General features: G+C 64.6%; 10 protein-coding genes. 5 read left to right on the top strand and 5 right to left on the bottom strand.

Annotation, left to right across the window (positions count from 1 at the left end; all coding sequences use genetic code 11):
- Positions 1-136: 136 nt before the first annotated feature.
- The 4 genes from HND55_04880 to HND55_04865 all read left to right on the top strand — a co-directional run bounded on the left by HND55_04880 (position 137) and on the right by HND55_04865 (position 4,873).
- Positions 137-709, top strand: coding sequence for an NnrU family protein (locus tag HND55_04880; protein ID QKK02051.1), 573 nt, complete (start codon positions 137-139; stop codon positions 707-709).
- Between the two features lie 63 nt (positions 710-772).
- The gene (locus tag HND55_04875) at positions 773-2,473 is read left to right on the top strand and encodes a chloride channel protein (protein ID QKK03992.1); all 1,701 of its coding nucleotides are present in this window, start codon (positions 773-775) and stop codon (positions 2,471-2,473) included.
- On the top strand, positions 2,460-3,545 hold the full coding sequence (locus tag HND55_04870) for an extracellular solute-binding protein (protein QKK02050.1): 1,086 nt from the start codon (positions 2,460-2,462) through the stop codon (positions 3,543-3,545). The genes HND55_04875 and HND55_04870 overlap by 14 nt, the downstream gene beginning before the upstream one ends.
- A gap of 41 nt (positions 3,546-3,586) precedes the next feature.
- Positions 3,587-4,873, top strand: coding sequence for a hypothetical protein (locus HND55_04865; protein ID QKK02049.1), 1,287 nt, complete (start codon positions 3,587-3,589; stop codon positions 4,871-4,873).
- A 15-nt stretch (positions 4,874-4,888) separates the two neighbouring features.
- Here the strand turns inward: HND55_04865 and HND55_04860 are convergent, their stop codons facing one another.
- Both HND55_04860 and HND55_04855 read right to left on the bottom strand, forming a co-directional pair.
- Positions 4,889-6,736 carry a TonB-dependent receptor gene (locus HND55_04860; protein ID QKK02048.1) on the bottom strand — a complete coding sequence of 616 codons (1,848 nt, stop codon included), beginning with the start codon at positions 6,734-6,736 and terminating at the stop codon, positions 4,889-4,891.
- Between the two features lie 76 nt (positions 6,737-6,812).
- The gene (locus HND55_04855) at positions 6,813-8,318 is read right to left on the bottom strand and encodes an NADP-dependent isocitrate dehydrogenase (protein ID QKK02047.1); all 1,506 of its coding nucleotides are present in this window, start codon (positions 8,316-8,318) and stop codon (positions 6,813-6,815) included.
- Positions 8,319-8,423: 105 nt separating this feature from the next.
- Here HND55_04855 and HND55_04850 point away from each other — a divergent pair, with 105 nt between their 5' ends.
- A complete protein-coding gene (locus HND55_04850; GenBank protein ID QKK02046.1) occupies positions 8,424-9,392 on the top strand; it encodes a LysR family transcriptional regulator in 969 nt (322 codons plus the stop codon).
- Here the strand turns inward: HND55_04850 and HND55_04845 are convergent.
- From HND55_04845 to HND55_04835, 3 genes are all read right to left on the bottom strand, one after another.
- Positions 9,362-11,626 carry a TonB-dependent receptor gene (locus tag HND55_04845; GenBank protein ID QKK02045.1) on the bottom strand — a complete coding sequence of 755 codons (2,265 nt, stop codon included), beginning with the start codon at positions 11,624-11,626 and terminating at the stop codon, positions 9,362-9,364. The genes HND55_04850 and HND55_04845 overlap by 31 nt on opposite strands.
- 254 nt (positions 11,627-11,880) lie before the next feature.
- Entirely contained in the window at positions 11,881-12,570 is a 690-nt protein-coding gene (locus HND55_04840; protein ID QKK02044.1) for a hypothetical protein, read from the bottom strand.
- 291 nt (positions 12,571-12,861) lie between these two features.
- Positions 12,862-13,515, bottom strand: coding sequence for a glutathione S-transferase (locus HND55_04835; protein ID QKK02043.1), 654 nt, complete (start codon positions 13,513-13,515; stop codon positions 12,862-12,864).
- Between the last annotated feature and the right edge of the window lie 4 nt (positions 13,516-13,519).

Below are 13,519 nucleotides of genomic sequence, written 5' to 3'. Positions count from 1 at the left end.
AGTGGGGCTGCAGCACGTTTCGCTAACGCCGCCTACCGGGTCAACAATAACGGTTTTTCCGGCGAGCACAGGCATCGGGCTGGCAGAGACGGCGAACCGCCGTACAATGGGCGGGCCTACACAAGGGAGAGTCGCGATGTCACTGCTTGTCATCGGCCTGGTGCTGTTTCTGGCCGTGCATTCGATCAGTATCATTTCCTGGCGCTGGCGCGACCGCATGGCCGCGGCCATGGGCGAGATGCCGTTCAAGGGCCTGTACGGCCTGATTTCGATCCTTGGCCTGGTGCTGATCGTGATCGGCTACGGCCAGGCCCGGATGCAGCCGGTCGTGCTGTATCAGCCACCCGAGTTTCTGCGCCACCTGACCATGCTGCTGATGCTGATCGCCTTTCCGGCCCTGCTGGCAGCCTACTTGCCCGGCCGGATCCAGGGCCTGCTCAAGCATCCCATGCTGGTGGCCGTCAAGGCCTGGGCGCTTGCCCATCTGCTGTCCAACGGCATGCTGGCCGATGTGCTGCTGTTCGGCGGTTTTCTGGTCTGGGCCGTCGCCAATCGCATTTCCCTGGGACGCAGACCGGACCGCGACGTGCCACAGCTGCCGGCAGGCGCGTTCAACGATGTCATCGTCATCGCCGGGGGACTGGGGCTGTACGTCGCTTTCGCCTTCTGGCTCCATCCGCTGTTGTTCGGGGTGCCAGTCGTGAGATGATCAGGCGTAACCGTCATGCCTGCTGCCGATCCGCCCAAGCCGCCGACTGTCTGTTCCCGGTCCATGACCGGCCAGCCGGCACGGATCGTCGCGTTGGGCGCGGCGGTCGGCATAGGCGCAGCCCTGATTGCCAACGTGTTCGTGTTCGGCATCGGCTGGCTCAACGATCTGCTGCTGATTTCGCCGCGCAGCCGCATGATGGAAACCCGGACCGATCTGTTGGCCACTGCTACCGTTGTGGTGCCGGCCATCGGCGGCCTGGCTGGTGGACTGATTCACTGCCTGATCGGGGAACGGCGCCCGCAGGCACCCGCCGACCTCATCGCTGCGGTACAGAGCCGTAGCGGACACGCGCCGTTCAAGGACGGACTGCTGTCAGGCGTTTCGGCCTGGATATCGCTGGGCTTCGGCGCCTCGGTCGGGCTCTACGGTCCTATAGTTCACCTTGGCGGCACCATCGGATCGGGTCTGGCACGCGTCTTTCGTACGGACGTAACCGGGGGCAACACCGCCATTGCCTGCGGCGTGGCCGCCGCCATCTCGACCGTTTTCAATGCACCGATCGCCGGCATTCTGTTTGCCCATGAAGTGATCCTGCGCCACTTTGCGCTGCGCGCGTTTGCGCCGGTGGCAGTCGCTTCGGTGCTGGGTTTTGTGACCGCCAACGCCGTCCTGCCGCAGCCCCCGCTGTTTCAGGTCGGTACCGTCGAAATCAGGCACCTGTGGGAGTTCGGCTGGTTCGTGGTCCTCGGCGTCGCCAGCGCAGCCGTGGCCATGGCCTATATGAAGGCCATTCTCACCATGACTGAGTATGCCGGTCGCCTGCCCGTCCCTGCCATTCTGCGGCCGGCACTCGCTGGTGCCGGGCTTGGTCTAGCGGCGCTGTGGTTTCCCGAAATTCTGGGAATCGGCGCTGAAACGCTCAGGCTCGCTTTCATCCCGGGCGCATTCACCCAGTGGGAACTGTTGCTGGTGCTGACCCTCAAGCTGCTGGCTACGGCCTGGTGTCTGGGCATGGGATTTGCCGGCGGCGTCTTCAGTCCCGCCCTGGTGATCGGCAGCCTGTTCGGCGCACTGTTCGGCAGCGTGCTTGGAAGCGCCCTGGGCGCTGAGCTGTCAGCGCTGGTGGTCTACGCTGTTTGCGGAATGGTCGCCGTGACTGCACCGGTGATCGGTGCGCCGCTGACGGCGGTCATCATCATCTTCGAGATGACCGGCAGCTACGAGCTGACCATCGCGGCGCTGGCCAGCGTCTCCCTGGCCAACCTGCTGGCTTCACGCTATTACGGTCGCTCGTTGTTCGACCGCCAGCTGGCTGACCGCGGTCTGGATCTCTCCGGGGGCCGCAGCACGATCATTCTCGACAGCCGCAGCATTCGCGACCTGGTCTCCGATCGCTGCGTCCGGATTCATCCGGAAACACCGGTCGAGGCCGCGCGCAGGTCCATGGGGCGGGCAGGCTCCGCCGATGCCTGCCTGGTCAGCGACGATGGTCGCTACTGCGGGACCGTGCGACTTCAGGACCTGGTTGCGGTCGACGCGAAGGAACCGGTCGGGCACTGGCGTGATCCCGAAGCCATCAGCATGTCCGCCGAAACCAGCATCTGGGAGGCCATGAACCAACTGCGCGAATTTGTCGGCGAGGGTGTACCGGTACTCGACGATGACTCGAGACTACTTGGCACCGTCTTTGAATCGGACCTGATCGATGCCTATCTCGAGCTGCTCGAAAGCACGCGGCGAGAGGAACATGCGGCCGCGTGACGGCCTGCTGGCGCTTGCCGTCCTGACGTCGCCGCTGACAGCAGTGGCCGCCGACACATTAACCGTGGCGACCTGGGGCGGTGCCTACGAGGCCGTGCAGCGCCAGGTGCTGTTCGACCCGTTCGAGGCCGACACCGGTGTGAGCATCGAGACCGTGCCCTATTCGGGCGGTTCAGAAATCCTCGACGATCCACCGGACGTGGTCGATATGGCCATGAGCGAGGCCATTGCCGCCTGCCGCATGCAGCGTCTGCGCCCGCTAGCTCACGGAACACTTCCCGACGGCATCGATGGCACCCCGGCCAGCGATGACTTCATCGGCGGCGCCATGCAGCGTTGCGCATTGACTCACACGATCTACGCCACGGTCATCGCCTACGATATCCGGGCCTACCCGGGCCGAAGACCGTCTCGCATCGCGGATCTGTTCGATCTGGAGAATTTCCCGGGAGCGCGCGCATTGCGGCGCACGCCGAGCGACAACCTGGAATGGGCGCTGATGTCCAGCGGCGTGCCGAGGCGCGAGATCTATTCGCTGCTCAGCACGGCCCGTGGCCTGGACCTTGCCTTCTCGCGTCTCGACGAAATCCGTCATGCGCTGGTCTGGTGGGATAAAGGCGAGGAGCCAGTCGAGCTGCTCGAATCCGGAACAGTGGCCATGGCATCCGGCTACAACGGGCGGTTCTTCAGTGCCCGCTTGGACGACGATAGCCCGATCGAGATCATCTGGGACGGGCAGATCCAGGAATACCAGACCTGGGTTATTCCAGCGCATGCAGCCCGACCGAACCTGGCCTGGCAGTTCATCCGTCACGCAACGCGCAGCAGGCCGCTGGCCGAGCTTGCCGAACGAATCGCCTACGGACCGGCACGCCGTTCGGCGGCCGAGCGCGTCCTGCGACATCCCGATCGCGGCATCGACATGCGTCCGCACATACCGACCCACCCCTACAACAGCGCCAACGCAATCAGCAAGGATGTGACGTGGTACGCCAACACCCTAGATCGCATTCGCGATCGTTTCGAACGCTGGCTGGAGGCGGAATCGGGTTCTTCTGCGACCGCGCGATGAGGAGCCCCTATACTCTCGGTCTGCGATCGTGATGCATCAATATGCGCGGATATCTTTCGCCGACTGAATTCCGGACCCGGGGTCGGATTCCGGCCCAGCTGGCTACGCTGCTTGGCACGGCAGTGCTCGCCGTTTTTCTGATGCTGTCGGTACTGCCCGACGAGCCGCTGGTCGATGAACACTACCATCTGGCCCAGATCCGCTCGATCAACAGCGATGAGTTCGCCCGCGTGCCGTATCTCACAACGCCTCTTGGCTACCACTTTTCAGTCGCGCTCCCGGCGCGTCTTCTCGGCGTGGAGTCGCTGCGCGGCCTGCGTGCGATCAGCGCCACGTGGGCGCTGCTGTCGCTCGTGCTGGCCTGGTTTTTTCTGCTCAGGCACGGCGCTTCACGGCCGCTGCTGCGATCGCTGCAGGTGCTGCTCTGCCCGCTGGTGTGGCCATTCTGTTTTCTGCTCTATACCGACCTCGGCGCGCTGACCCTGGTACTTGCCGCCCTGGTCGCATTCGGCTCACGGTCCTTCTGGACGGCGGCAGCCATCGGCACTCTGGCCCTGGCCTGGCGCCAGACCAACGTGTTCTGGTCCGGCCTGCTGTGGCTGATGGCGCTGCATCAGGCCGGTGTCTGGCAAACGCCGGGCGCCCTGAACTGGCGTTCGCTGTTGCACCGGGTTCGCGTCCGGGCCGTCCCGGCGCTGCAATCGTCCTGGATGCTGATGCTGCCTCTGGTCGTTTTCGTCGCATTCGTGATCCTCAACCAGGGCGTTGCCCTCGGGGATCGGGAGGCGCACCGATTCGGGCAGGCCGTTTATCCCGGGCAGGTGTTCTTCATGCTGCTGGTCGTCTGGCTGGTCCTGTTGCCCCTGCACGCCGCCAACCTCGCGCGAATCGCGGAACTTCTCGGCCGCCGTCCCTGGGTCGGACTGCTCATTGCTGCGCTGGGCGTGCTGTATCTGACCACCTTCAGCGTGACGCATTTCTACAATCTGGGCTTGCCCGAATTCCACCTGAGAAACCGCGTGCTCGGCTGGATGGTCGATCACCACTGGTTCAGGCTGCTGGCCTTTGCCGGCATGGCCTGGGCGCTGCTGTCGATCGCGGTCACGCGACTCAAAGACCCGGCCGGTTATTGGCTCTATCCCGTCACGATACTGGCGCTCTTGCCGGTCGAATTGATCGAGCAGCGCTACTATATCGTGCCGGCCATCCTGTTCCTGCTGTTCCGGCAGCCCCGCGGCGCGACCGTGGAATGGTCCGTGCTGGCGTGGTTCGCCGGACTCAGCGCCGCGGTGACCGCGGCGATCGCATCACAGGACTACTTTCTGTAGCCTGCGGACCGTCGCTCAGTAGCGCAGGCGCAGACCGGCATACAGCCAGCGCCCTGGCAGCGGCGCGAAACCGGCCTCGACCACGGTGTCGTCACGCAGGTTGGTGCCCTCGACAAGCCACTGCATCGGCCCGCGCTGCCAGTCCAGCCGCGCCGAGATCAGGAAAGCCTCACGACCGGCCGGCCGCGCCGGATCACTGCTGCGTTGCTGATAACGCGCCTGCACAGACAACCCGAGGCCGCCTCGGAGTCTGACGCGCGCCGCAGCGCTGGCCGCGAAACGGGCGAAATCGAGCGCATACTTGATTTGCGAGTCGCCGTGGTCAAGGCGGGTATCCAGCCAGGTCGACGACAACCTGAGATGCTCGAGCAGACCCGTGCCCTGTGACCGCCACAGCCACTCAAGCTCCGCGCCGCGGCTGCGATGGCCGTCGAAGTTGCCGGCCTGCCAGGCAAGCTCACCCGGCGCGCGGGCCCAGTCGATCAGATCGCGCGTGCGCCGCTCGAAAACCGTCAGCGACAGACGCCGTGGTCCGACCCGGTAACGGACCCCAAGCTCGTGGAAACCCGAGCGCTCCGGGACCAGTACGGCGCTACCGCGATTGCCGGACGTCTGCAGGAACAGTTCGGTATAGGAAGGAATTCGGCTGGTAGCGGCAGTGGCTGCGTGAACGCTCCAGTCTCGGCCGACGGCATACTCGAGCCCCAGTGATGGCAGCGTCTGCGTGCCATGGTCACTGTAATCGACCACACCCAGGCTGGCTTCGATCTGCAGCCGATCGCCCAGGGCGTGACGATGCGCCAGCCACATCGTCGACTCATCGCGGCGGTGGTCATCCAATGCATTGCTTTCGATCCGCTGTTCGACATGGCCACCACCGATGGCAGTGACACCCCCGGCCCAGGGCCGGCGCGCGCTCAGGCGCAGGCCGTAGACGTCGGTATCGTGGCGATTGATGAAGTCGCGCTGGCCGACACGGGTGCGAAACCAGTCCCCGTGACCGCGCCACCAGATGCGCGAGGACACCATCCAGGACTGCGCTGCAGCCTCGCCGCCCAGCCAGCCCAGACGCGTGTCTGTGCGCTCGCGCTGGTCCGGAAAATCAGCGGTATAGAACTTCCAGGCGCCAAAGTGCTTTTCATCCGCCGCCAGTCCCCAGCGCAGTCGGGCATGACCGAGCTCGGCCTGGCCGGTATACGCTGCCTGCATCAACTCGGCGTCGGCCCGGCGCTCGGGTTCGTGCCCGTCAGTGCGGAAATGCGCCGCCGAGAACAGGTGACCGGTTGTGCCCGCCCTGACGGCGCCGAAGACCTCGCCCTCGCGCGCACGATGGCTACCCGCGCGCAGACCCAGCCCGGATTCGCGACGGGTCGGCGACCGTGTGACGATATTGATCAGCCCACCGGTCGCACTGCCGCCGTAGGCAATGCCTCCGGGGCCCTTGATGATCTCGATGCGTTCGATGTGCTCAACCGGCACCGGCACGTTGAAATTGTGGTGGCCGGTCTGCGGATCGCCCAGCGGCACGCCGTCGACCAGAACCAGCGTCTGTTCATAGGCCGTGCCGCGGATACCGATGTCGGCCTGAACACCCGGTCCGCCGCGCCGACGGACCTCTACGCCGCTGATCCGGGCCAGCAGCTCCCCGAGCGTGGCCGCAGGCACGGTCTCGATCTCTTCACGAGTCATTACCGAAACGGACTGCATGACATCGTCAAGCGTGTTCACCAGCGGGCTGGCGGTCACCAGCACCGGATCGAGGGGCGCTGCCTGGCTCAGCCCCGGCTGCTGACCAGCCGCCGTGCAAACAGGAGCGACGGTCACCAGCAGCCCTGCGGCGAACACGCAAAGTGCAGTTTTCACGCTTTTACCTCCGTCGGGTCAAAGCGCGACAGTTTACCTTACTTGTTTGTGTATGGTTTACAGTATCCGGCAGGATTCACTCGCCCTGGGCCAGAGAAAACCCGGGGACGCCATCGAATTGATAAAGATGCTCGGTCTTGATGAAGTCGAGACCGGCCGCATCGATGCGCCTGAGCAAGTCGAGGATGTCGCCGTGGACCGGATGCTGACCCTCACTCGCCCGGAAGCGGCAACGCCAGTGGTCGGTGCAGCGGGTCTCGGGCAGACCGTCGGGCCAGACCTTGACGCCGCGATTGGTGATCAGCCTGAGTGTCAGCGGCAGCCCTTCACTGGCGGCATTCAGACGCCCGGCCAGGCGCGCTGCCTCACGCCCGTCCTCGTCGTAGTCGAGGAAGACATCCACCCCGTCGAGTGTTTTCCCGGGCCGTGGCCGGGTCGGCTGCCAGGCCTGGTTGAAGCGCGGCAGCTCGCCCGGGGCGAATGCGGTTTGCAACTGCGGCTGACGCCCGAGGTTGGCGCAAATGCGGGCGGCAAACTCGCGCGTCCCCACCGGCGCTCGGCTCCAGCCGGGCCGATGGATATCAGTCGTGTGCACGCCGTCTTCAAGCGTCACCAGCCAGGCGTTGTGAATGCGCTGCGCGCTGTCGACATCGCCGAGATAGCGCAGCATCTCGCAGGCGGCCAGCAGCAGGCCGGACGGGTTGGCCCGATCCTGGCCGGCGATGTCGGGTGCCGAACCGTGCACGGCCTCGAACATGGCGCAGCCCTCGCCGATGTTGGCCGAACCGCCCAGCCCCACTGAACCGGTGATCTGGGCGGCTACGTCGGAGAGGATGTCGCCGTAAAGGTTCGGAGCCAGGATCACATCGAAGCGCTCCGGCCGGTCGGCCAGCAGGGCCGTTCCGATATCAATGATCAGGTGCTCGGCCTCGATGTCGGGATAGTTCTCGGCGATTTCGTCGAAGACCCGGTGAAAGAGACCGTCGGTGACCTTCATGATGTTGTCCTTGGTCATGCAGGTCACTTTCCTGCGCCCCTGCAGCCGGGCCAGCTCGAAGGCGTAGTGGGCGATGCGCTCGCAGGCCGGGCGCGAGATCAGCTTCAGGCACTGGGTGACTTCCGCGGTCTGCCGATGCTCGATGCCGGCGTAGGTGTCTTCCTCGTTTTCGCGCACGATCAGCACATCCATGCCGGGATGACGCGACGGCAGCACCGGATGCAGGGACCGGCAGGGGCGAACATTGGCAAACAGGCCCAGGGTCTTGCGCAGCGTGACGTTGAGACTCTTGTAGCCACCGCCCTGCGGGGTGGTGATCGGCCCCTTGAGCAGCACGCGATGCCTGCGAATGAGCTCCCAGGCTTCGGCGGGAATGCCCGAGCTCACGCCCTGCCGATAGCAGGCCTCGCCGATGTTCACGGGCACCAGCTCCACGGCCGCGCCGGCGGCCTCGAGGACACGGCAGGTCGCCTCGGTAATCTCCGGGCCGATACCGTCGCCCTCGGCCAGCACTACAGGCGTCGGCGCGCTCAAGCGCTGAGGGTCGTCAGTCAGACGGGAGCTCTGGTGAATCACAGCGGACATGGGGGCACTCCGGTTTCAACGACAGCGCAAGTCTATCCGGCCAATTACGTTGATAACAGTTAATATTATTTGACTTTTAATTAGATTTATATCTATTCTTTGCCGATGCACCTGACGCTGCATCAGTTGCGCGTTTTTCGCGCCGTTGCCGAGGCCGGCTCGATCACGAAGGCAGCCGAGCAGCTCCACCTGACCCCACCCACGCTGTCAATTCAGATCAGGCAGCTGGCCGAAGCGGCCGGCATGCCGCTCCACGAGGTCGTCGGTCGTCGGCTGCGCCTCACGGAGGCGGGCCAGGACATGCTGGCAGCCGCTCGCGCCGTTCGCGAACCGCTGCGGCGCCTCGAGCAACAGCTGGCCGCGCGCCAGGGCATCGAGCGCGGCCGCCTCAGTATTGCGGCCGTATCGACGGCTGAATACTTCATGCCGCGCGTGATTGGCAGCTTTCGTCAGCGCCACCCCGGCATCGAGGCCTCACTGCGTATCCTGCCGCGGTCGGCGCTGATTGAACGGCTCGACGAGGGCCTGGACGACTGGTATCTGATGACCCGCCCGCCGGACGGCCGGCTGATTCAATCCGAGCAGGTGGGCATCAATCCGCTGGTCATGATCGCCGCGCCAGATCACCCGTGGACACGCTCACCCAAGCTGGATTTCAAGCAGGTCGCCTGCGCCGGCTTTGTGGTACGGGAGGAGGGTTCCGGGACGCGCATGTGGACAGCGGACTGGCTGCGCCGCTTCGATGCCGAACTGAGGCCGGAACTGGAGCTGGGCAGCAACGAGGCGATCAAGCAGGCAGTCAGCGGCGGTCACGGCCTGGCCGTCATCTCGCTGCATGCAGTCGGGCAGGAGCTCGACAGCGGCCGCCTGGTCTTACTCAGCGTCCCGCATTTTCCGGCACCGGTCCACTGGCACCTGCTGCAGAAGGCGGGCCGGGCGGTCACGCCCGCCGCCGAGGCCTTTCGCGACCACCTGCTCGAGTCGATGCCGGCGCTCGATCAGGCGCTGATGGAGCGCCTGGCCAACGCCGGCTTGGCCTGGCCTCAGAACCGTCCGCGCAGCCCGAAGCGGTAATTGCGACCGGGCAGCGGCGCGAAATTCTTCAGGAACGAGGTGTGTACGCGCGCCTCCTCGTCGAACAGGTTAGCCACACCCGCGAAGGCCTCCAGCCCGGCAGCGCCGAGATCGAAGCGGTAGCCCAGGTTGATATCGAGCATGTCGTAGCCGTCGGTCGGGGCTTCCTCGGGGGCAACGTCGCTCTGGCGGGATACGCGCTGATAGTCCAGGCTGGCGCGCGCCGCGCCCAGGTGCCAGTCGACGCCCGCCGAGAAGCGACTCGGCGAGATGCGCGGCAGGTTTTCACCGCGGCCGAGACGGCCGCGAACCCAGTCGTAGCCCAGATTCAGGTCAAAGTCGCCGAACGCAGTATCCCGCCACTGCCAAACGGCGCCGGCTTCGACGCCGTAGAACGCTGCGTCGGCCTGATTGGCCTGGCGTACCGGCAGCCCATCGGCGAATTCACCGGTCTCGGCCAGAAAGATGAAATCGTCGATATCATTGTAAAAGGCGCTGATCTCGAAATCGAAGAAATCGCCGTGCCGATGCACAATCACATCGAGCCCGTTGGTCGTCTCGGTATCGAGCGTGGAGTCGCCCTGCTCGAACGTAAAGGTGGCCAGATGCGGGCCGTCGGCAAACAATTCGGTCTGTGACGGTGCACGCTCGGCGTGCGCGTAGTTCAGCGACGCCTGCCAGGCGCCATTGATCCGCCACAGTGCACCGGCGCTGGCCGAGACGCTGGTGAAACTTCGGGACTCGGGCGGGTCATCGTGATCACCGTCGTGATCGTGGTCATTGTCCGTTTCAGCGCGAACACGGGTATCCTCGACGCGCGCACCCAGCGTCCAGGTGAAGGCGCCGACCTGGCGTTCCTGCAGCGTAAACAGCGCCCAGGACTCGGTATTACCCGACGGAATGAACGCCTCCTCGCCTTCGGCCCCCAGATCTTCGTCGTCGTACTGCAGCCCGACGGCACCGGTCCAGCCGGCAATCGGTTCGTGCTGCATCTCCAGGCGAAGGTTGAAGGTATCGACCTCGAAGACGGTCCCCTCGTGGTCATGGTCTTGATCGTGTTCGTCGTCCTCGTCGAGCAGAAAGCCGGCCATTTCATGCGCCTCGGCCGACTCATGCGCCTGCTCGATTTCCCTGTGGATATAGTCGTTGTAGCTGATCCGCAGCAGCGCCCGGGAAAAACCGGGCAACGGTCGCTCCAGAGCACCCTTGATGTCGAAGCGATCCTGCTCCAGGTCGATGGACACGTCTTCCTCGCCTTCCTCGTCCGCGCCCTCTTCGGCCAGCAGCCGGTTGCCTGAAAACCGCATACCCCCAACAGGGGCCTGCTCGTGCTCATCACCATGACCGTGGGGTGCGGGAATACCGTATTCGGTCCCGAATCGCTTGTAGGATGCGCCGATGAAGCCGCGCTCACCAATCCAGCTCAGCCCCACCGAGCCCGAATTCGACTCGACAAAGCTGTTGTCGAGCCGGCGCGAGCCGCCCCCTTCTTCATCGCCTTCACCGTGATCATCGTCATGCTCATCCAGCTCGGCCGGGCCGGGAATGCGATAGTCCCCGGAATCGCGCCAGGAGCCGTCGACATGCCAGGCCCAGCTGCCGCCGCCACCGTCCAGGCGCAATACGCCAGTGCGCTCGTCGGCAACACTGCTGCCACGCCACTCGAAGCGCCCTTCCAGGGGCGCGGTCGGCACGCGTTCGGGGATGCGGTAGTCAATCACGTTGACCACCCCGCCAACCGCACCCGAACCATACAGCAGCGTTGCCGGACCGCGCAGGATCTCGATGCGGTCGATCAACATGGGCTCGACGCTGACGGCGTGATCGTCGGACTGGGCCGACGCATCAACGGCCGGTATCGAGTCTTCGAGCACCTGCACACGCGGCCCACCCAGACCCCGGATGATCGGCCGTCCGGCACCCTGACCGTAGAACGTCGAATGCACGCCAGGCTGACGACTCAGCGTTTCGCCTATGGTTGTTCCGCGCCGGTCGTCAAGCCGCTCGCCAGCGAGCACATCGACCGGCTGTGCCGAATCAAGCTTGCTGCGCTCGAACGGCAATGCACTGACGGTGATGGTCTCCAGGTCGGCACGTTCGGTGTGCCCGGCACTGCCGTGCTCCTGTTCGTGTTCATGCGGGTTCTCACGCGCTTCGGTATCGCGATCCTGGGCCAGCGCCTGATGACTGGCCAGCGCGAGGGTGATGGCGGTAAACAGCGCACACTTGCGCATTGCACACTCTCCCGATCAGTGATGGTGTGATAGATGTAATGTTATATTCTAACACCAACATCGCGTAAAGCAAACCCTGCCTGGCGGCTCCGCCGCCGATTTACTGTTCGCGCCGGTTACCCTCAAGCTGCCCGATCAATCTGAACCGGGCAGATGATCTGCCGGGCTGGGTCATGACGGTCTTCCGGATGCAGAACGCCCGACAATTCCGGCCCGAACAGAGCATGTCATTGCGCGCAGCACCGGCGCCCCCATCAACCGTCGCCGCCATCTCCGCGCCGAAGGCCGGTCACGCTGACGCTGCCGCTGCCGTCCTCAAGCAGCCGGAAATCCTCGGCACCGTCCACCTCGATACTGCCGCTGCCGTCGCTGACAGTAACGGTGCCAGCGGTGCGCTGGACCGTGATGCTGCCGGAGCCATCGTCGATGTGCACATCGCCGCCGGTGCCTTGAATGCCGATGCTGCCCGAGCCATCATCGATGCTGAGGTTGCCGGCGATGTTGTCGGTACGCAGCGAACCCGACCCGTCTTCAATCGTCACGTTGCCGCCAATCGATTCGACACGGATGCTTCCTGATCCATCGCGGATATCCAGGTCTCCGGTCAGTGAACGAACCGCCATGCTGCCCGAGCCATCGTCTATTCGGACGCGCAGCGATTCAGGCGCATGAACGACCAGGTCAATCCGATCGTTGCCGCTTCCGAATCCTGACCCGGTATGCGCCTCCAGGCGGGCGCCGTTTTCGCCATGCCGCTCCAGTGCAAGCGTGTAGTCGTCATTGGCACTGACCTGCCAGATTTCGGCGATCACCCGAACCGTCCCGGTCTGGCTGTCGCCCTCAACGGACAGCGAACCCGCACCGACATCGATAATCAGCTCGCTACCCGCCGACACGGTCAGCTCCATCTCACGCGTTTCCTGCAGTTCTGGCGTTCCCGCCATACAACCGCTCAGCGCCAGAATCCCGGCCATGAGCCCCAACAATCCTGTCGGTGTCCGATACGTGTCCATCTCCAACCTCCTGATGAGCGCAAAAACGCCCGATTGAGCCATGCAGACCACCGGCCATCGCCCGGGAGGCGTTGCTCGATGGTTCGTCATGACTGATTAATAGCAACTGGGCGTTCGCGCTTCAATAGCCCATTGGTCACCTGTGCTGTGTTGCGTGACCCGCCCGGGCAGCATCGAAGCCATGGCCAGCGCCGCCACTGACCATGCGGTTACAGAAACACGCTATCGACCAACGGCCTTCACCGAAGGACGCGAGGCCACTTCTTCATACCAGCGGCGAACGTGGTCCAGTGACCCGGGGATTGCGAGCTTGATGCCGCGAACCGCGAAGTCGATCGTTACCAGCGCGGTCAGATCGGCCTGGCTGAAGTCATCGCCGGCGATGTATTCACTCGCCGCCAGAAAGCCGTCGAGGTCTTCGAGGAACCACTCGTAGCGCCGCCGGCCGCGCTCGGCCAGTGCAGCGATCTGAGGCACCGGACGCCGCCCGGGCAAGGCGTGATCGGCCATACCGGGCAGCGTGTTGCGAAAGGCCTCCATGACCGCCAGCAGGCCGTTCATCTCGACCCAGTGCTCGCGATCGGCGATGATTCCCTGCGCCTCGGGAGAGCGGCCGAACAGCGGTGGCTCGGGTTCAATGGCTTCGAGATAGCGACAGATCGCGCCGCACTCGCTCAGGCAACGGCCATCGTCAAGCTCGAGCACCGGAACCGTATGGCACGGGCTCTTGCGGCCGAACTCGTCTGACAGGTGTGCGCCGGCACGCAGGTCAACAACGATCTGCTCGATCTGCCGAGAGAGCGCATCACCTTTTTCGGCCAGAAACAGGTGCACCCGCCGCGGGCTCGGTGCCTGGGGATAGGTATATAGCTTCATGGGC

Source organism: Pseudomonadota bacterium, from assembly GCA_013285445.1.
Lineage (GTDB): Bacteria > Pseudomonadota > Gammaproteobacteria > Xanthomonadales > Wenzhouxiangellaceae > Wenzhouxiangella.
The sequence above is the reverse complement of the archived record's forward strand: the minus strand, read 5'-3'. Positions and strand labels throughout refer to the sequence as shown.

Coding starts and splice junctions, on each gene's coding strand:
- HND55_04870 (QKK02050.1), top strand. CDS start 2,460: ATGCGGCCGCGTGACGGCCTGCTGGCGCTTGCCGTCCTGACGTCGCCG.
- HND55_04855 (QKK02047.1), bottom strand. CDS start 8,318: ATGTCCGCTGTGATTCACCAGAGCTCCCGTCTGACTGACGACCCTCAG.
- HND55_04850 (QKK02046.1), top strand. CDS start 8,424: ATGCACCTGACGCTGCATCAGTTGCGCGTTTTTCGCGCCGTTGCCGAG.
- HND55_04845 (QKK02045.1), bottom strand. CDS start 11,626: ATGCGCAAGTGTGCGCTGTTTACCGCCATCACCCTCGCGCTGGCCAGT.
- HND55_04840 (QKK02044.1), bottom strand. CDS start 12,570: ATGGCGGGAACGCCAGAACTGCAGGAAACGCGTGAGATGGAGCTGACC.
- HND55_04835 (QKK02043.1), bottom strand. CDS start 13,515: ATGAAGCTATATACCTATCCCCAGGCACCGAGCCCGCGGCGGGTGCAC.
- HND55_04880 (QKK02051.1), top strand. CDS start 137: ATGTCACTGCTTGTCATCGGCCTGGTGCTGTTTCTGGCCGTGCATTCG.
- HND55_04875 (QKK03992.1), top strand. CDS start 773: ATGACCGGCCAGCCGGCACGGATCGTCGCGTTGGGCGCGGCGGTCGGC.
- HND55_04865 (QKK02049.1), top strand. CDS start 3,587: ATGCGCGGATATCTTTCGCCGACTGAATTCCGGACCCGGGGTCGGATT.